The organism is Fibrobacter sp., assembly GCF_045112255.1.
GTDB lineage: Bacteria > Fibrobacterota > Fibrobacteria > Fibrobacterales > Fibrobacteraceae > Fibrobacter.
This window is the reverse complement of record NZ_JBGUHR010000137.1, coordinates 61,188-79,159: the sequence shown is the minus strand read 5'-3', so window position 1 is coordinate 79,159 and position 17,972 is coordinate 61,188. Positions and strand designations below refer to the sequence as shown.

Annotated in this window: 16 protein-coding genes and 1 tRNA gene; 16 read left to right on the top strand and 1 reads right to left on the bottom strand. The window is 49.4% G+C overall.

Annotation, left to right across the window (positions count from 1 at the left end; all coding sequences use genetic code 11):
- Nucleotides 1-772: 772 nt before the first annotated feature.
- The 15 genes from ACJMM9_RS17880 to ACJMM9_RS17810 all read left to right on the top strand — a co-directional run bounded on the left by ACJMM9_RS17880 (nucleotide 773) and on the right by ACJMM9_RS17810 (nucleotide 16,008).
- A complete protein-coding gene (locus ACJMM9_RS17880) occupies nucleotides 773-1,642 on the top strand; it encodes a TIGR02147 family protein (protein ID WP_405330216.1) in 870 nt (289 codons plus the stop codon).
- Nucleotides 1,629-3,047, top strand: a complete 1,419-nt coding sequence (locus ACJMM9_RS17875; protein WP_405330094.1) for a carboxypeptidase regulatory-like domain-containing protein — start codon at nucleotides 1,629-1,631, stop codon at nucleotides 3,045-3,047. Before ACJMM9_RS17880 ends, ACJMM9_RS17875 begins: the two co-directional genes overlap by 14 nt.
- Before the next feature lie 57 nt (nucleotides 3,048-3,104).
- Nucleotides 3,105-3,175 (top strand) — tRNA-Gln (locus ACJMM9_RS17870).
- 460 nt (nucleotides 3,176-3,635) lie between these two features.
- Nucleotides 3,636-4,397, top strand: a complete 762-nt coding sequence (locus tag ACJMM9_RS17865) for an RNA methyltransferase (RefSeq protein ID WP_405330092.1) — start codon at nucleotides 3,636-3,638, stop codon at nucleotides 4,395-4,397.
- Nucleotides 4,398-4,499: 102 nt separating this feature from the next.
- A complete protein-coding gene (trxA, locus tag ACJMM9_RS17860) occupies nucleotides 4,500-4,823 on the top strand; it encodes a thioredoxin (protein ID WP_173465362.1) in 324 nt (107 codons plus the stop codon).
- 90 nt (nucleotides 4,824-4,913) lie between these two features.
- Nucleotides 4,914-5,705 (top strand): imidazole glycerol phosphate synthase subunit HisF, encoded by a 792-nt coding sequence (gene hisF / locus ACJMM9_RS17855; RefSeq protein ID WP_088629435.1) that lies wholly within the window; start codon nucleotides 4,914-4,916, stop codon nucleotides 5,703-5,705.
- A gap of 1 nt (nucleotide 5,706) precedes the next feature.
- Nucleotides 5,707-7,107, top strand: coding sequence for a TldD/PmbA family protein (locus ACJMM9_RS17850; protein WP_405330088.1), 1,401 nt, complete (start codon nucleotides 5,707-5,709; stop codon nucleotides 7,105-7,107).
- Nucleotides 7,108-7,624: 517 nt separating this feature from the next.
- Nucleotides 7,625-8,533 carry a hypothetical protein gene (locus ACJMM9_RS17845; RefSeq protein ID WP_405330086.1) on the top strand — a complete coding sequence of 303 codons (909 nt, stop codon included), beginning with the start codon at nucleotides 7,625-7,627 and terminating at the stop codon, nucleotides 8,531-8,533.
- A gap of 17 nt (nucleotides 8,534-8,550) precedes the next feature.
- Nucleotides 8,551-8,712, top strand: coding sequence for a hypothetical protein (locus ACJMM9_RS17840; RefSeq protein WP_405330084.1), 162 nt, complete (start codon nucleotides 8,551-8,553; stop codon nucleotides 8,710-8,712).
- A gap of 3 nt (nucleotides 8,713-8,715) precedes the next feature.
- Nucleotides 8,716-9,822, top strand: coding sequence for a nucleotidyltransferase family protein (locus ACJMM9_RS17835; RefSeq protein WP_405330082.1), 1,107 nt, complete (start codon nucleotides 8,716-8,718; stop codon nucleotides 9,820-9,822).
- A gap of 48 nt (nucleotides 9,823-9,870) precedes the next feature.
- Nucleotides 9,871-10,794: a hypothetical protein gene (locus ACJMM9_RS17830; protein WP_405330080.1), complete on the top strand. Its 924-nt coding sequence runs from the start codon at nucleotides 9,871-9,873 to the stop codon at nucleotides 10,792-10,794.
- Nucleotides 10,791-11,270 (top strand): hypothetical protein, encoded by a 480-nt coding sequence (locus tag ACJMM9_RS17825; protein WP_405330077.1) that lies wholly within the window; start codon nucleotides 10,791-10,793, stop codon nucleotides 11,268-11,270. The genes ACJMM9_RS17830 and ACJMM9_RS17825 overlap by 4 nt, the downstream gene beginning before the upstream one ends.
- Nucleotides 11,267-11,536, top strand: a complete 270-nt coding sequence (locus tag ACJMM9_RS17820; protein ID WP_405330074.1) for a PqqD family protein — start codon at nucleotides 11,267-11,269, stop codon at nucleotides 11,534-11,536. The genes ACJMM9_RS17825 and ACJMM9_RS17820 overlap by 4 nt, the downstream gene beginning before the upstream one ends.
- Nucleotides 11,509-13,212 carry an ABC transporter ATP-binding protein gene (locus ACJMM9_RS17815; protein ID WP_405330071.1) on the top strand — a complete coding sequence of 568 codons (1,704 nt, stop codon included), beginning with the start codon at nucleotides 11,509-11,511 and terminating at the stop codon, nucleotides 13,210-13,212. The genes ACJMM9_RS17820 and ACJMM9_RS17815 overlap by 28 nt, the downstream gene beginning before the upstream one ends.
- 228 nt (nucleotides 13,213-13,440) lie before the next feature.
- Nucleotides 13,441-16,008 (top strand): ATP-dependent Clp protease ATP-binding subunit, encoded by a 2,568-nt coding sequence (locus ACJMM9_RS17810; RefSeq protein ID WP_405330068.1) that lies wholly within the window; start codon nucleotides 13,441-13,443, stop codon nucleotides 16,006-16,008.
- A 108-nt stretch (nucleotides 16,009-16,116) separates the two neighbouring features.
- Here the strand turns inward: ACJMM9_RS17810 and ACJMM9_RS17805 are convergent, their stop codons facing one another.
- Nucleotides 16,117-16,815 carry a hypothetical protein gene (locus tag ACJMM9_RS17805; RefSeq protein WP_405330065.1) on the bottom strand — a complete coding sequence of 233 codons (699 nt, stop codon included), beginning with the start codon at nucleotides 16,813-16,815 and terminating at the stop codon, nucleotides 16,117-16,119.
- Between the two features lie 65 nt (nucleotides 16,816-16,880).
- On the opposite strand from ACJMM9_RS17805, the gene hisC reads away from it, so the two are divergent.
- The gene (gene hisC, locus ACJMM9_RS17800) at nucleotides 16,881-17,966 is read left to right on the top strand and encodes a histidinol-phosphate transaminase (RefSeq protein WP_405330062.1); all 1,086 of its coding nucleotides are present in this window, start codon (nucleotides 16,881-16,883) and stop codon (nucleotides 17,964-17,966) included.
- Nucleotides 17,967-17,972 lie beyond the last annotated feature (6 nt).

Below are 17,972 nucleotides of genomic sequence, written 5' to 3'. Positions count from 1 at the left end.
GTTAGTCTTTAGTCAATAGTTATTAGCTAATAGTGAATTTAGAAAAAGATCTTGATAGGCGGTAGGAAGTAGACAGTAGGAAGTAAGCTGTAGTTAGCGATTAAGAATGCGTCATCCTGAACGAAAGTGAAGATCCAGTAAAGTCTTGCCGCTGGTGAAAAATAACTGGATGCTGCTCCTTCGAACCTAAACGATACTCGCCACTTTAGTGGCCTAGTAGAGTTATGCTCTTTGAGTATAACTCTACTAGGCAAGCAAGCTTGCGAGTTTCGTATATCGGCTACGCCTCGGCATGACGAGAATCGAAAACGCATGGCGAGTCGCGAGAACGCTTAGCAAAGTGCGAGAGATGCTAGAAAGAGGGCTGTGCAAAAATACACAAATGCGTAAGGCGAGCGTCGCAGATTTATAACGCACAAACACGTAAGGCTAGTGTAGAAAGAATGCCGGTTGGCCAAAAAACACAAATGCGTAGGCCGAGAGTCGCGGCCATGCTTGCATGGACATGACCGAGGCCAGCATTTTGCGTTATACGGCCGTAGGCCTATAACGCAAAAGGACTTCCGGTGGAGTACAACCGGAAGTCCGAGGGATGGGATTGGGTGTTCCTTTAAATTAAGCAATTTTTTTTGAAAGCGTATCACCTAAAAAACAAAAAGTGTTCTCGAAGTGTTCTTTTTTGTCGAATTTAGAATGGAATAGGGCTTTTTTTCGGTATGTTTTCAAAAACAGGTGTTCCCAAAAAATTCAAAAAAAATTAGATTTCTTTTTGATGAACGTATATGCCTACTACAATTATCGAAAGTACCTTCAGGACTACTATGAATATCGTAAGTCCGTGCAGAGGTATTTCTCGTACCGGTCTTTTGCAAAGAAGGCTGGGTATTCCTCGTCCGGTCTATATCTGGACTTGATTCGCGGACGCAAATCTCTCACCCCGCAGATGATTCCAAAGTTTATAGAAGCTCTTGGACTCAATGAAAGGGAAGGCCGCTACTTTACCTTGATGGTTGATTTCACGCATGCGACGACAGCGTCTTCGAAGCAGCAGATCTTTGATCAGATGTCGGCGCTTTTGCCGCGTACCATCAAGAACTTGACCAAAAACCAGCAGGAATACTACAGCAAGTGGTACTATGTTGTAGCTCGCGAAGCTCTTGCCGTTTTGAAGATTAACGACAAGAATATTCAGGAACTTGCGCTTTTCCTGAACCCGAAAATTTCTCTCCCGCAGGCAAAGCAGACTATCCAGCTCCTTCTCAACTTGGGACTTATAGAGCTTGGCGATGATGGATTCTACCATTCCGTAAACAAGGCAATTACGAATGGCAGTGAAATCGCCCCGCTTTTCGTTCATCAGTTCCAAAAGCAGATGATTGATTTGGGCAAGGATGCGCTAGATCACTACAGTACGGAACGTAGAAATGTATCTTGTATGACGATGAGTGTATCGGCGCAGGGATTGGAACGTATAATTAGCAAGATTGATTTGTTCCGCAAGGAAATCGTAGATATAGTCCGCTCGGATGAAGGCGAATCTATGGTTTGCGAATTGAACATCCAGTTCTTCCCGCTGAGCAAGGAAAAATTGGCTCTTCCGCCAGAGACAGATGATGGGGAGGGTGAAGATGAAATTTGCTAAGTCTTATCTAGGTGTACTTTCTGCACTTTGTGTTTGCTTGTTTGCTTGCACGGGTGAAAACGGTGGCATTGCAGGTACCGTTACGGATACGGGAAATACGGTTGCACTTGGTGGCGTCGTGACTCGTACCGACGGATCCCGTGCTGTTGCTGCTATGGTCCGCATGGCTCGTGAACCTGTTGCCGGTGATACTCTTGCAGAACCAGAGTATGTTGAAACGGTGACGGACTCGCAGGGCGTGTTCTCGTTTGATTCTGTGTTGGCGGATACGTTCCAGCTGGCTGTTGTTGATGCCGAACATCAGGAAATTTCGTATAAGCCGCGTGCGACTGTGACGAAAACGAAGAAGGGCGCTGTGCTGGATAGCATCAAGCTTGAAAAGGCTGCCGTGTTCAGTAGTGTGCTTCTGTATGAAAATGTGTCCGAACCGTCTGTGGTGGTCGGGGATCACTTCAAGGTGTTCATGCCGGGTACGCCGTTCTCCCAGAGTGTGTTTGCTGGGGATTCTTTCTCCATGCTTATTCCTGCTGGTGAATGGTGGTTTGGATTCTGTCCGGGCGATCCTCAGATCGTAGCTCGACTCACTGATTCTGGTATGGCAGATTCGTTAATTTATCGTACATGGAGCATGGACGGTAAGATAAAGTCGGGCGATACGCTTTCTAAAGGCCCGTTTATCTGGAGCCCGACGATGGAAGTTGATTCCCTTATCAAGCTCGAAGAAAGAAAGGCCAAGAAGCCTTATATATCCGGAGTCGTGAAGTGTGGCTCTGAAAAGACTTGTTCAAATGTTCAGGTTGGTGTGATTACAGACTTGTATGGCTTTGACTTTGTTGAAGGAGATTCTACAAGTTTTGTGTGGCAGACGGTGACGGATTCTTCTGGACGCTGGGTGTTGCCTGCTCCGGAAAAGGTTCCTTATGATAGTCTCCGCATGGAATATCGATTGCTTTCCGAAGAAGGAAAAGTTGTTTTGGCCGGTGTGAGTCGCTATGTAAGAGCTTCTGAACTCAAAGGCTTAAAAGATACTCTTAGGCTGGAAGAATCTGAGCTTCTGCCGCCATCGGTGCTTGTAAGTGGTGTCAAGCTTGCTATTGACGGTGCCGATACCGATACGACAGAAATCGATAACTGCATGGCTAACAGCGTGGTTGTTGGGCTGAAGGGCACGAGTCATTTTGTGAGAGAAATGGTTTGCAATATGCTCAAGATCGAGAATATTCCGGCCGGTGGACATGATATCGTTTTGTACTCGGGTGATCCGAAGGTCGTGAAAACGCTTCAGGAATCGGGTGCCGAAATAGATGATTATGTGAGAATTGCTCATATCCAGTTGCCGAAAAATGATACTCTGGATCAGCAGTGGATGACATACGAGCCACCAACTTTGCAATTTGTGAAATAATTTTTCAATTACCCCTTGCAAGATTGAAAATTATTTTCTAAAATTGGTGCGCACTGATGAGCTATGGTGTAACGGTAGCACAACAGATTCTGACTCTGTTTGTCTAGGTTCGAATCCTGGTAGCTCAACTAAAGTTCCTCTACTCCGAGGAACTTTTTTTGTTATGTGCGGAATTTGCCGTCGAGATTGCGAAATTTGGAATAATTGCGTTTTTTTACGTCAAAAATGACGGAAAAGTGCGAAAAATGACGTAAAATTTTATACAAACTAAGTGGATCATGCGGAAAAATGATTGAAAATGGGTGAGTTGCCTGCTTGCTTGGTGCTTTTTGGGGCTTTTGGTCTAAAATTTTGGCTCAGAAGGGCGTTGAAATGCGGAAAAATGCTAAAATGTTACATACAAAGTTAAAATTTTACGTCAAAAATTGATGTTTGTGAGAGCTTTTTACGTAAAATTGGGCGATTTTCGGAAATTTGAATTTTTACAGGTGATTTAGTTTGTTTGCGCTTGGCTGATTTGCCAGTTTTTATTTTGCATTTTTGCCAGCTCTCGTCTCTCGTCTCACATCTTTCGTCTATATTTGTGCTATGGAATTTTTCGACTACTTTGAAGAGGTTTATGGCGAGCGCTGGCCTGCGTTGCTGGAATCGCTGAAAGGCGAGGGCTGTGCTACAAAGCTCCAGTTTGATGAAGCCTTGGAACCGTACTTTTTGGACGAGGCTTCGGTGTTTGCGGCTAAGGCGCTTGCTGTAGAACCGGGAATGGACGTGCTCGACATGTGTGCCGCTCCGGGTGGCAAGTCGCTTGTGATAGCCTCGATGCTCAAGGGCGAGGGTTCGCTCCAGTGCAATGACCGCTCGCCCGATAGGCGGCTTCGCTTGCAGCATGTGCTTGAAAATTCCTTGCCGGAGTCTTGGCGCTCGATCATCAACGTCACAGGCTACGATGGCGTGAAGTTCGGTATGCACAAGAAGGAATGCTACGACCGCATTTTGCTTGATGCGCCGTGCTCTTCGGATAGGCATGTACTGAATTCGCCTTCGCATTTGGAAGTGTGGTCGGTGAAGCGCGTGAAGCGCTTGTCGGTGGAGCAGGGTTCGCTCCTTGCATCGGCGGTGGATGCACTTAGACCGGGTGGCGAACTGATTTACGGGACTTGTGCGCTTTCGCCTCTCGAAAACGATGCCGTGGTCGCTAAAATCTTGAAAAAACGCAAGATGATGGAATTTGTTCGAATTGAGGACTTGCCAGAGGGTGCGGACCGCACTGAACTTGGCGTTCATATTTTGCCGGACAAGACCCGTGGCTGCGGACCCATCTATTGCGCGAAGATGGTTAAGAAAGCTTAGGGCTGAGAGTTGGTACTAGAAATAACTGGATTCTTCGTCCTGACGGACTCAGAATGACGTTGTAGTTTGCTATATTTCCTATCGGTATATAGGAGATTTTTTATGGCAGCATTGAATCTTACTGCGGAATCCTTTGACAAAGTTATTTCTTCGGGGCAGCTTGTACTCGTTGACTTCTGGGCTACCTGGTGCCGCCCGTGCATGATGATGGGGCCTGTGGTCGAAGAACTTTCCAACGAATTTGACGGTCGCGCCATTATCGCAAAGATCAACGTCGATGACGAAGGCGTATCGGACATTTGCGCTCGTTTTGGCATCACGAATATCCCGAACATGAAGTTGTTCAAAAACGGTGTCGAAGTGGGCAACGTTGTCGGTGCCGTGCCGAAGAATACTCTCAAGAACGCTATCGAAAAGAATCTCTAATCGCTTGGAAAAGTGCGTTTGAAAGAGCTCGGTTTGATGTACCGGGCTCTTTGTTGTTGACGGCTTTTGCCAGTTTTCTACATTTGGAATATGCTCACGAAACGTTTAATTGTCTGCTTGGATGTCCGTAACCGCAAGGTCACGAAGGGTGTAAAGTTTAAAGGTAATATCGACATTGGCGATCCCGTAGAAATGGGTGCGCGTTATAGCGATGACGGTGTCGATGAACTTGTTTTTTACGATATCACGGCGAGCGCCGAGAACCGTCCGTGCGACATGGAAATGATCCGCCAGATTGCAAAGCGCGTGTTTATCCCGTTTGCAGTGGGGGGTGGTATCCGTAACTTGGACGACATGCACGAAGCTCTCCTCGCGGGTGCTGAAAAGGTGAGCGTGAACAGCCTTGCAGTGCTCCACCCTGAAATCATTGCCGAAGGTGCAAAGGCGTTTGGACGCCAGTGCATCGTGCTTGGCATGGATGCGAAGTTCGTGGGCGTCTCGGATAAGATTCCGAGCGGTTACGAAGTATTTATCCGTGGTGGTCGCCAGGCGATGGGCATCGACGCTTTGCAGTGGGCAAAGCGTGCAGAAGAACTTGGCGTTGGCGAAATTTGCTTGAACTCCATCGACACCGATGGCGTTAAGAATGGTTATGAACTCACGATTACCGACATGATTGCAAAGGCCGTGCAAGTGCCTGTGATTGCAAGTGGCGGTGCTGGAACTCCGGCGCACATCGTGGACTTGTTCCGCAAGACGAGTGCCGATGCGGCACTGGTCGCGTCGATGGTGCATTTTGGCGATTATACGGTCCCTGGAATCAAGGGCGAAATGCTTGCTGCTGGAATCCCAGTGCGCAAGAAGATGAACGGCGAGGTGTAAGATGAATCCGGAAGTTGCCGTCAAGATTTTTGAAGCCGGCAAAAGTGCCGGGGCTGACTTTGTTGAAATTTTTGAAGAAGAGACCCGCAGTTCAAGCCTCGGCTTGAAGGACCGCCAGATTGAAACGGCGACCGCGGGTACCGAGTACGGTATCGGCGTTCGCCTTTTGTACGGGACGGAAGTCCTGTACGGATTCACGAGCGACGATAGCGAAGAAGCTCTCGTGAAGCTTGTGAAAACGCTTGCGTTCGGGCGCATTGCCGCCGCAGCGGGGGCGGAAGGCTCGGCTGCAAGGCCGTTTGAATTTGCTCCTGAAAAGCGCATTTGCGATTTTAACACGGCGGCTTACAAGGATCCGCGTGTGCTCGGCCAGGCCATGAAGCAGGACTTCTTGTTCCGTGCAGACAAGGCGGCCCGTGCGCTCTCGCCGAAGATCGCCCAGGTGGGCGCTAGTGTGACGGACAGCTGCACTTCGATTTCTCTTTTGAATAGCGAAGGCTTGCATCTTGAAATGACGCGCGGTCGTTTGCGTGTAAACGTGAACGTAACCGCAACGGACGGCACGGAACGCTTGACGACGCACGAAGCTCCGGGCGCGCTCGGTGGCTATGAACTTTTGGCAAATTATTCTCCGGAAGCGCTTGCAACAGAATGTGGCGAGCGTGTGTTGCGCATGCTTGATGCCGGTTACATCACTGGCGGCCAGATGCCGGTCGTGATGGGCAATGGCTTTGGCGGCGTAATTTTCCATGAAGCTTGCGGCCATCCGCTCGAAACGGAATCGATCCGTCGCAATGCAAGCCCGTTCTGCGGAAAGCTCGGCGAAGCGATTGGCCAGCCCTGCTTGACTGCTATTGACGATGGCACGATGGACGGTGTGTGGGGTAGTCTCAAGTACGATGACGAAGGAACGCCGACGCAACGTACGACGCTTATTGAAAACGGCATCTTGAAAACGTACATGAGTGACCGCGTGGGCGCTATGGACGTGGGTGTTGAACGCACCGGAAGTGCTCGCCGTGAAAGCTACAAGTACGCGCCTGTAAGCCGTATGCGCAATACGTTTATCGCTCCGGGCAAGGATACGCTCGATTCCATGATTGCAAGCGTGGATAATGGCCTTTATGCCGCCCGCATGGCAGGCGGTTCTGTGAACCCGGCAACGGGCGAATTCAACTTTGCTGTCGATGAAGGTTACGTCATTCGTAATGGCAAGATTTGTGAGCCGGTTCGCGGTGCAACGCTGATTGGTAAAGGTCACGAAATCATGCCGCGCATTAGCATGGTCGGAACGGACTTTGAGCAGGCTGCAGGCGTCTGTGGCGCCTCTTCGGGACATGTGCCGGTAACCGTCGGCCAGCCCTCCATAAAAGTGGACCAGATCCTCGTCGGTGGACGATAATACAAGACTTGACTGGGTTCTTCGCTACGCTCAGAACGACGAGATTATAACTTTAACAGGATTCCTCACTTCGTTCGGAATGACGGAGATGCTACGGAATGACCCGTGTGCTTTATAATGGAAAAGCCCTCGTAAGAGGGCTTTGGAGTATTATGGGTTGTCATTTCGAGTAAAGTACAAAAATGTTTCGAATAAAACAAGAAAAATGAACAAAAAAGAAACAACGGCATCTCCGAAGAGGTGCCGTTGTTTTGGTGTATGGGATGTTTGGTTTTGTATCCATAAAATAGTTTAAATTGGAATAATCGTGGTATATTTTGGTTCTTTTTCCGATGTAAAGCTTTACAACACTTACAACATACATTTTTGCTGCAAGTGGAACTTTTTGTATCAGTTTTGCGGCTGTGGTTATGTAGAAAACTTGCGAAAAACTTACAAAAATTAGAATTATATATTGCAAGTAAGAGTATTTTAATGTTTTTTTCACATAAACAACAAAGAAGAAGGAAGAAAATACATGAAAAAAGTACATCTAACACGGTTTGCCGCTATGGCAACAGTCGCTCTGATGGGGTCAACCGCAGCCTGGGCTGGAACGGGCGTGGGCTATTCGTGGGACAACGAATACGGTATATTGACGTTGTTCTCGACGGATGATTATAATGCAATCACGATTACAGCATCTGATGTTGATAATCTTGACAAATCTGATTATGGTGAGGGAATCAATACGATTCATGTTCAGCGAGGCGCTGCATCCGCAACGTATTCCACTCTTATGCTTCCGGCAACAGTCAATGTTGGTGAAAGCGATGAAATTGTAGCCGCTTATGTCCCAACTGGTTATATGGCGGACGAAAAAACAATGAACTTTTCAATAGTAGAAGATGGAAAAATTGATGCCAATACACCATACCTTGTAAAGGTTACAGGTTCACCTGACAACTTTACATTTACCAAGAGTGGTGGTTCGTATACTATAGTGGCTACAGGCTCCAATGAATATTCTAGCAATTTGCCTCATTCTTGCTGGACGTTCACTGGCTCTTATGCAAAAAAAACTTGGGAGACGGCACCTTCCAACGTTTATGGATATGCCGCAGCAGCAGGTGAAGGATATAGTGCGGGTCAATTTGTAAAGGTTGGCTCGAACGTGACTCTTCTTCCGTTACGTGCATACTTGACCTGTACAAGCAGCGGATATAGCAACAATGGTTTGCCCAAGTCCGCAGTAGAAGAACTTCCTGACGTCATCAATGTCCGCTTGTTGGGTAAGAGTGGCGAAACTTTGTCCATCGGCACGATGAACACCAGAACTGGCGAAATCCAGATGCAGGATCGCTACTATGACCTCAAGGGTCGCAAGCTTAACGGCAAGCCCCAGAACAAGATCATGTACGTCAACAAGAAAGTTATTAAGCACTAATCCAAAGGAGATTTATCATGAAAAAGCAATACGAAACTCCTAAGATGAGCTCTATCGATTTTGAATGCAAAACTAACCTTTTGGCCGGTTCTTGCGGTGGAGAAAATATTGATGTTCCGGAAATCAATAATGGACTCCTGGGTCTGGATATCGGCAAAATCGACAATAACAAGGCTTAAGCCTTGAAACATTCGCTCGACGAAATGTTCTGTGAACTCCTGCGAGTCGCCCTTGGCCTCTCGCAGGTTTTTCCGTATATACCGACCGACAAGGAGTGGCAGGCGCTCTATACAATGGCGCATCGCCAAACACTTTTAGGGGTCGCTTATAATGGCATAACGCGCTTACCCAAGGAATCTCAGCCTCCGCATCTGTTAACGCTGCTTTGGGCAAGGGATGCCGAAGCCATCCGTGGCAAGAACCGCCTTTTCTATCAGGAATCAGCCCGTTACACGCAGCTGTTTGCCGAACGCGGGTTCCGAAGTGCCATCTTGAAGGGCCAGGCCAATGCGCGCTTGTATCCTGATCCATTTTCAAGGCAGCCAGGCGATATCGACATCTATGTTCCCGGTGGTTACGACAAGGTTCTGGAGTTGCTGCAAAGTCTAGGGATTCCAAACCTTGAACATTTGACGCCTGATTATCACGACATTGAATTTGTAAATGAGAAAGGCGTCCTTGTGGAAGTCCATCACAAGCCCACGTCTGCAACATATGCCGTACGCTTGAACAAGACTTATGATGAAATCCTGAAAGTCCTGGAACCAGAGCTTGAAAACCTGACGCTTACGCCCGAAGGCTTTTACAGCCCAAGTATCCGATTTGCGCTGCTGATGCAGCTCGTTCATTTGTACAAGCACGCTTTACTTTCGGGAATTGGTATTAGGCAGTATATGGATTACTATATGCTGCTGACACACTCTACCGAGGCGGACCGTCAGTACACATGGGAATTCGTCAAGAAAATCGGCATGCGGCAGGGTTGTGCTGCTATTATGGGAGTCTTGGGGCGTGTATTCAAGTTGTCTGAAGATAAAATGCTCTGCAAGCCAAGTAAATTGGGTTGCAGTGTCCTGTACCGCGCGACATTTGCCGAAGGCGATTTTGGAGTTAAAAGAATATACAAACGGAATGTGAATGTGTTTAAACGATGGTTCAACGATCGTGTAAATAGCTTATGTATATTTCCTGTTGCTCCTCAGTATTGCATTTACAAAGAATCTAAATATTGGATCAATACCATTTCGCTTATTCCTGAGCGTATTCGGCGTCGGAAAATTGCTCTTTAGTTTTCTTGATTGCTTGGAAACAATTCGGTTAAGCTGTGAAGAAGACTGATGGATAAGAAATTTTTTAAAGTGGCTGACCATGTTTTTGGTGTTGAAGCTTGCGATGAAATGCTCTCGCAAATGAGCAATTATGCGCCTTTTGAGGTGGATGCTCGCGATGCGTCTTGTGAAAATCTGGTGTTTTCGCTTACGGTGCAAGAAACGGTCGCTCCTGAGTTTACCGAGGATACCCGCCAAGATGATGAGGGCCAGTCCATTGTATGCGGGCGTACGGCAGAAGGCCTGCCGGTATTTGACTTTTGGCTTTTAGAAAAGTCTACGGGTGTGCTCGTATGCGAAAAGGATTTTAAGCACACGGTGCTGTTTTTAGGTGAAAAGGGCAATGGTGCGAATGCTGCTAGTGCGGCGATTACCGGAATGCGCCAGTTTGCGCTGAACAATGCGCTGATGGTCTTGTACGCCCTTGCAACGGCTGGGCTTGGCACGGCTCTATTCCATGCGGCGAGCGTTAGCTATAAGGGACTCGGTTATTTGTTCTTGGGCAAGAGCGGTACGGGCAAAAGTACGCATGCAAGGCTTTGGCTCAAGTACATCGAAGGTACAGAATTGTTCAATGACGATAATCCTGTAGTGCGTTTATTTGAAAAAGACGGTCGAAAGTTTGCTGTTGCTTATGGCTCGCCGTGGAGTGGCAAGACGCCTTGCTACAAAAATGTCAAATTTGAATTGGGCGGTTTTGTGCTATTGTCGCAGGCTCCATTCAACAAGATTACTCCGCTGAAAGGCGTATCTGCTTATGCGGCGATTCTGCCGAGCATTTCGGGAATGCGCTGGGACAAGAAAATTGCCGATGGATTGCATCTCACGCAAAATGATCTTGCCTCGAATGTGATGATATGGCATTTGGAATGCCTGCCCGATGAAGAGGCTGCAAAGCTTTGTTGCCAGTCGATTGCTCGTGAGATTCAATGATGGATTCCGCGAAAAAAAGTGATGCAATCATCATGGCCGAGGCAATTCGCCTGGTGGGCGAGGGCGTGAGTGTCTCGTTTCCGGTGAACGGCTGTAGCATGTTGCCGTTTATCGTGGGCGGTCGCGACAGCGTGATTCTTGAAAAGCCTGTGGACTTGCGCGTTTATGACGTGGTGCTGGCGCATGCGATCCCGGATAATGTCGCGCATTTGGAAAATGCAGAAAAGCGTTATGTTATCCATAGAATCGTTGCGCTCTCGGACGAAAATGTGGTCCTCATGGGAGATGGGAACCTTGTGCAGCGGGAATACTGCAAGCGATCTGAGGTCTATGCCAAGGTGGTTTGCGTGGTCCAGCCGAACGGAAAAAAATGCTCGACGGGAGCTTTTTGGGGGCGGGTTGCTGCAAAAGTTTGGTATATTCTGTTACCAGTGAGACGTTATTTACTTTGGATTTATCGAAGGGTGAAAAGATGAAAATCAAGAACGGTTTTGTATTGCGCGATGTGTGCGGTGAACAGGTTATCATGGGCGAGGGCATTGGTGCCTTGGATTTTGGCCGCCTTTTGTGTTTGAACGAAACGGCTGCATGGCTTTGGAAGCAAGCTGAACAGCAAGGTGATTTTACTGTGGAATCGCTTGCTCAGGCGCTTTGCAACGAATATGACGTGAGCGAAGAACAGGCCAAGGCCGATGTTGCTGCGATTGTCGGTGAATGGCAAAAGGTGAACGTTCTCGAATGAAGTACATCGCTTGGCTGTGGCGCGGAACGGAAGGTGTTCGCGTAAATATCGTCACTCGCATTTTGGCGGGGACTGCGCGCGTAGCGTGTGGCCTTTTGATGATATGGCTCAGCAAGCGGTTTATCGACGAGACGATTCGCACCGGAACGCAAGACGACATTGTGCAGATGATTTTGTTCCTGGTGCTTACGGTGGTGGGGACGATTGTCCTTAGGCTTTTGTATTACTACATGACGGCTACAGCGACGGTCAAAAAGACGAATGCGCTGAGGCTATTCTATTTTGGCACACTGTTCAGGCGCAAGCTTTTTGACGGCCATGAACTGCATTCGGGTGATGTGTCTTCGAGGCTTTCGAAGGATATCGAAACGGTATCGTCTTCTATTATTGATACGATTCCGCAGATGGCGGTGACCGGAATCCAGCTTGTGGGCGCATTTTTGCTGATGCGCTGGTTCGATGCGCGGTTGGCGTGGGCGCTGTTGCTGCTGACACCTGTGCTGATCGTGGTGGGCAAACTGATTTCTCGGCGTTTACGCAATATGACGCTTGAAATTCGCGAGGGCGAAAGCCGCATCCAGATGCAGGTGCAGGAGGGCGTGGAATATAACGCTGTGTTGCGTTCGCTTGAAAGCGAGAACTGGGTATTGGAACGTCTTGGTTTAAAACAAAATAAGCTTGAAAACGATGTGATGCGCCGGACGCGTTTTACGGCGGTGGCCCGGTTTGCGATTGGCTCTGCGTTTGGGCTTGGGTACTTGCTTGCCTTTATTTGGGGCGGTCTTGGGTTGCGCGAGGGGACCATCACGTTTGGTGTGATGACGTCTTTTTTGCAGCTGGTCGGGCAGATTCAGCACCCGATTTTGACGTTGCTTGGAATGGTGCCGCAACTGGTGCATTCGACGGCGAGCATTGATCGCCTGGATGAACTCGAAAAAGGCGCAGACGAGACTCCGGGGGAATCGCTGCCGGGAATGCGCGTGGAAGAGCAATTGGGAGTGCACGGGGGAATGCGCGGGCGGCTTGGGTTGCGCTTTGAAAACGTAAGCTTTGGTTATGAGGGCGGGGATCGCGAAATTGTATGCGGGTTCTCGCACGATTTTAAGCCGGGCAGCAAGAACGCCATCATGGGCGAGACGGGCAAGGGCAAGACGACATTGTTCAGGCTTTTGCTTGGATTTATAAAGCCCGATTTCGGTCGAATAGAAATTTATACGGAAGGCGAACCTGCGGAAATGCGCGGCGATTCGGTAGCTGTTTCGGAGGCGACCCGCTCGAATTTTGTGTACGTGCCACAGGGCAATACTCTGATGAACGGCTCTGTGCGCTATAATTTGCAACTTGCAAAACCAGATGCCACCGATGACGAGATGAAGCGTGTTTTGCATATAGCCTGTGCTGAATTTGTGTATGACTTGCCGGATGGCATGGATTGCGAAATCGGCGAACGCGGACATGGACTTAGTGAAGGCCAGGCCCAGCGTATTGCAATTGCCCGTGGGCTTCTGCGTCCGGGCTACATTCTGCTGTTTGATGAAATCAGCTCTTCGCTGGATGAGGCAACCGAGGCGGAACTTTACCGCCGGCTGTTCGAGGCCTTCCCGGAAAAGACGATGCTTTTCGTGACGCACAGGACTGCCATTTGCGAAATGTGCGATGAGACCGTAAGGCTTTAGGTCTGTGCGAGAGCTAAATGGGACTGCGCGCGGCCTTGGGGCTGTTTCAAAAAAATCCTCTGAATCGTTGCTTTTGAAACGCTGGTGTGTTATTTTTTGAATAGGTGGGGTTTGGGGACGGCTGAAAATTGCCGTTTTTTCGCTGAAAATCGCGATTTTGGGGAGCTAGGGGACTTTTGGCACGCCGTTTGCATAGGGTAAGGCGTAAAAAAAGAAAGAAGGTCTATTATGTCAGATTTTACTAACGATGCAGAAAAGGTCTTGGCCAAGGCGCAAAGCTTGCGTGACCGCTGTTCGCACTCCTATTTGGGTGCGGCTCATTTGGCCGTTGGTCTTGTTGAAGGCCCCGATGCAACCCTGAAGAAACTCTATAAATCTAAAGGGGTAAAGACCTCGGAACTCCGTGGCCGTTTGGAACCGTTTGTCCAAAAAATCCCGCGCATGGAAGGCGTGAACCCGGATGTAGAACCGGATTCTGACTTGAACCGTATTTTGCGTGCGGCTGTGCAGGCGGCGCGTCAGGTGAGCCGTATGGTGACGCCGGGCGATTTGCTCGTGGCGTTGATGAAGTTCTCGGGCGACCGTGCGCTTTCGAAGGTGTTTGCCGATGCGCTTGGCTCGACCGAAGTGGTGGAAACCTGGCTTTCGGACCCGTTTGCGGGTGCCGCGAATGCCGAGGAACAGTCTCCGCTGAAACTCTACGGTCGTGAACTGGTGGAAATGGCGGCTGACGGAAAGCTCTCGCCGGTGATTGGCCGTGAAGAAGAAATCCGCCGTGTGATTTTGATCTTGAGCCGTAAGACAAAGAATAACCCTTGCTTGGTCGGTGAACCGGGTGTGGGTAAGACCGCTATTGTCGAAGGCCTTGCCGAACGTATTTACCGCGGTGACGTGCCGGATGCGTTGAAGGGCAAGAAGGTGTTTGCGCTGGATTTGTCGGCCTTGATGGCGGGTGCCAAGTACCGTGGCGACTTTGAAGAACGTCTCAAATCTGTGATTGACGCTATCGAAGAAGATGGCAACACGCTTATGTTCATCGACGAACTCCACAACATTGTGGGCGCGGGCAAGACCGAGGGCTCGATGGACCTTGGCAATATGCTTAAGCCGAAGCTTGCTCGTGGCGAACTCCATTGCATTGGTGCAACGACAACTCAGGAATACCGCAAGTACATCGAAAAGGATTCCGCTTTGGAACGTCGTTTCCAACCGGTGCAGGTTTCGGAACCGAGCGAAGACGAAGCTATTTCCATCTTGCGTGGCATTAAGGATGGCTTTGATGCGCACCATGGTGTGCGTCTGCACGACAATGCGCTCGTGGCTGCAGTGAAACTTTCGAACCGTTACATTAGCGATAGATTCTTGCCGGATAAGGCTATTGACTTGATTGACGAGGCGGCAAGCTTTGTGAAAACGCAGATGGATACAGTCCCGGAAGCGCTTGATACGTTGCAGCGTAAGGAACTCCAGATGAAAATCGAGGAGCAGGCCTTGGCAAAGGAAACGGATGAAGCGAGCGTCAAGCGCTTGAAAGAACTCCGTGAAGACCTTGCTGTGACCGATGCTGCTGTCAAGCAGATGCAGGAACGCTGGCAGGATCGCCGTGCCGCTTTTGCCGAAGTGCAGGACTTGAAGAAATCCTTGAAGGCTGCAAAGGACGAGATGGAACAGGCCGAAGCCCGTTACGACTTGAACCGTGCTGCGGAACTCAAATACAACAAGATCGTGAACATCGAAAAGGAACTCGCCCAGAAGACCGAAGCGCTCCGCAAGAGTGCCGAAGAAGGCGGCTTGAGCGAAGAAGTCACGGAAGAGACGATTGCGCTCGTGGTAAGCCGTTGGACGGGCATTCCGGTAACGAAGCTTTGCGAAGGCGAAAAGGCGAAGTTGTTGCACTTGGACGAACGTCTGCATGCCCGCGTGATTGGCCAGGACGATGCCGTGGAAGCCGTGTCCGAAGCCATCTTGCGTAACCGTAGCGGCTTAAGCCGTGAAAATGCGCCGATTGGTAGCTTCTTGTTCTTAGGCCCGACGGGTGTCGGTAAGACGGAACTCGCGAAGGCTTTGGCTGTGGAACTTTTCGATAGCGAAAATGCGCTTGTGCGTATCGACATGAGCGAATACATGGAAAAGCATAGCGTGAGCCGTTTGATCGGTGCTCCTCCGGGATACGTGGGCTACGAAGAAGGCGGCCAGCTGACCGAAGCCGTGCGTACGCATCCGTACTGCGTGATTTTGCTCGACGAAATCGAGAAGGCGCACCCGGACGTGTTCAATACGCTGTTGCAGGTGCTGGACGATGGCCGTTTGACGGACGGCAAGGGCCGTACGGTGAACTTCAAGAACACCTTGATTTTGATGACCTCGAACTTGGGTGCCGAGAAGTTCCGCTTGAGTGCGGCTAGTGCCAAGAACGGTGAACCGCCGCAGGTGGCGCTTGCGGATGTCGAAGCTGACTTGCATGCATTCTTCCGCCCGGAATTCTTGAACCGCTTGGACGAAGTGCTTGTGTTCCAGAGCCTCTCGAAGAAGCAGATTCGCGAAATCGTGAAACTCAAATTTGCGGATTTGGCGAACCGTGCTGCCCGTCAGGACTTGGTGCTTACGCTTTCGGATGCGGCGCTTGATGCGATTGCGGAAGGTGCTTACCAGCCGGAATTCGGCGCACGTCCGATTCAGCGTTACATCGAACGCAACATTGAACGTCCGCTCAGCCACGCGATACTCTCGGGAACCGTGAGTGCGGCAAAGCCTGCCGTGGTCGATTACAAAGACGGAATGTTTGTGGTGAAGTGATAGACGAAAGAACGCACCTTTGGTGCTACAGACGAGAGACGAAAGATACGATTACTTTTTCTCTCGTCTTTCGTCTAAAGTGAGCTTTGCGAACGTTCTCTCGTCTAATTAAAGAGCTGTCATAACGTAAAGAGCAATGGTCTTGCGATCATTGTTCTTTTCTTGCATGACGCCGACGTCAAAGTCAATACGGACGTGTGTGTCGCCGAAGGTGAGTTCAATTTTCGGGATGATGTCAATCATGAAGTCATCGCGAATATTTCCAACGCTAAACGAGGAATTGATTTCTAGGAAAATTCGAAGAACTTGTCCAAAAATGAGCGTCGGGATCATGGCTCCTGCGAATTTTGCATAGCCATCTTTGCCAGTGGCGCCTTCGAGAAATCCTGCGCGGATTTCATAATAGGTTGCAAAGCACTTGGCGATAAATTGCTGTGTTCCGAGAGTGAAGGCGATTGCACTTCCGTTCATGTCGCTTAAGTCGAGATAGCCGTCAAATGCAATATAGGAACTGGGTTTGAAACGGTAACGAACGCCGAGGTCTAGGGCTGTCTTTATTTCTTCTAGTTTATTGTAGGTGTTGATGTCGAGCTTTGCACCGACGTCGAATTCTTTGTTCAGTCGCGTTGTCAAGTTGATGGGAAAGAGCACATCGGAATTGAATGGAGAACGGATACCGAGGCCGACTCCGATTTTTGGCGATGGCCGGCTTTCGGGACCGAAGTTGTAGCGCATGTCCCAGAAACGGTCCACAGCAAATGCATTTGTTGCTAAAATGGCAAATAGCAGGCAAAGAATGTGTTTCATGTCCATCAAAGTTAGATAAATCGCTTGGTAAAAGCTAAATTTACACGCGTAAAATGGAGGTATTTGTGATAGAACCGCGTCCAGAACTTTCTAAACTTTCCGATTACGTCCCAGGCAAGTCCATCGACGAAATTCGTGAACGTTATGGTCTTAAGAATGTTGTAAAGCTTGCGTCTAACGAAAACCCGTTGGGTGCTTCTCCGAAAGCGGTGGAAGCGTTCCATGAAATTGCAAATTCGTTGCACTTGTACCCGCGTGGCGATGCTCCGAAGCTCATCGATGCCATTGCAAAGATGTATGGCGTTTCGACCAACCAGATCGTGATTGGTAACGGTTCCGATGAAATCATCGACATGGTGGGCAAGGCTTTTATCCGCCAGGGTGACAATTGCGTGGGCATCACGCCGACGTTCTCCGTCTACAAGTTTACGACGCTTTCGAACGGTGCCGACTTTATCGGCGTTGGCGAAGGCGAAGAGAAGGCAACGCTTGATAAGCTTGCGGCTGCGGTTAACGAAAAGACTCGCGTCGCTTTCATTTGCAACCCGAACAACCCGACCGGTCACTATTACACTGAAGCCGAGATTCGCAGCTTCCTTGCGAAAGTGCCGTCGAATGTTCTCGTGTTCTTGGACGAAGCTTACGCTGAATTTGCTACGGCTGCCGATTATCCGAAGATGGCTCCGCTGCTTTCGGAATACCCGAACTTGTTCCTCAACCGCACATTCAGCAAGATTTACGGCTTGGCTGGACTCCGCGTGGGTTATGCCATGGCTAGTGTTGAAGTCGTCCGTGCCATGTGGAAGATTAAGCCGCCGTTTGACGTGAACCAGGCTGCTCAGGTGGCGGCTGTGGCTGCTCTTGCCGATACCGCACATATTGAAGCGACCCGCAAGAACAACGCTGTTGGCTTTGAGTATTTGAACCGCGAACTTAGTGCGCTTGGTTTCAATGTGCTCCCGACGCAGGCGAACTTTATCTGTGTCCGCATCGGTGAACGTGCCAAGGAACTTGTTGCGTTCTTGGAACAGAACGGTATGATCGTTCGTGGCCTTACTAGCTTTGGCATGCCGGAACACATCCGCATCACGGTCGGCAAGCCCGAAGAAAACGAACTCCTCGTTTCGCTTGTCAAGAAGTGGGTCGGCTAGGAGCTT

Bases quoted from the DNA above. Each gene is read 5' to 3' on its own strand.
- ACJMM9_RS17880 (WP_405330216.1), top strand. From the start codon at position 773: ATGAACGTATATGCCTACTACAATTATCGAAAGTACCTTCAGGACTAC.
- ACJMM9_RS17875 (WP_405330094.1), top strand. From the start codon at position 1,629: ATGAAATTTGCTAAGTCTTATCTAGGTGTACTTTCTGCACTTTGTGTT.
- ACJMM9_RS17865 (WP_405330092.1), top strand. From the start codon at position 3,636: ATGGAATTTTTCGACTACTTTGAAGAGGTTTATGGCGAGCGCTGGCCT.
- trxA (WP_173465362.1), top strand. From the start codon at position 4,500: ATGGCAGCATTGAATCTTACTGCGGAATCCTTTGACAAAGTTATTTCT.
- hisF (WP_088629435.1), top strand. From the start codon at position 4,914: ATGCTCACGAAACGTTTAATTGTCTGCTTGGATGTCCGTAACCGCAAG.
- ACJMM9_RS17850 (WP_405330088.1), top strand. From the start codon at position 5,707: ATGAATCCGGAAGTTGCCGTCAAGATTTTTGAAGCCGGCAAAAGTGCC.
- ACJMM9_RS17845 (WP_405330086.1), top strand. From the start codon at position 7,625: ATGAAAAAAGTACATCTAACACGGTTTGCCGCTATGGCAACAGTCGCT.
- ACJMM9_RS17840 (WP_405330084.1), top strand. From the start codon at position 8,551: ATGAAAAAGCAATACGAAACTCCTAAGATGAGCTCTATCGATTTTGAA.
- ACJMM9_RS17830 (WP_405330080.1), top strand. From the start codon at position 9,871: ATGGATAAGAAATTTTTTAAAGTGGCTGACCATGTTTTTGGTGTTGAA.
- ACJMM9_RS17825 (WP_405330077.1), top strand. From the start codon at position 10,791: ATGATGGATTCCGCGAAAAAAAGTGATGCAATCATCATGGCCGAGGCA.
- ACJMM9_RS17820 (WP_405330074.1), top strand. From the start codon at position 11,267: ATGAAAATCAAGAACGGTTTTGTATTGCGCGATGTGTGCGGTGAACAG.
- ACJMM9_RS17815 (WP_405330071.1), top strand. From the start codon at position 11,509: ATGGCAAAAGGTGAACGTTCTCGAATGAAGTACATCGCTTGGCTGTGG.
- ACJMM9_RS17810 (WP_405330068.1), top strand. From the start codon at position 13,441: ATGTCAGATTTTACTAACGATGCAGAAAAGGTCTTGGCCAAGGCGCAA.
- ACJMM9_RS17805 (WP_405330065.1), bottom strand. From the start codon at position 16,815: ATGAAACACATTCTTTGCCTGCTATTTGCCATTTTAGCAACAAATGCA.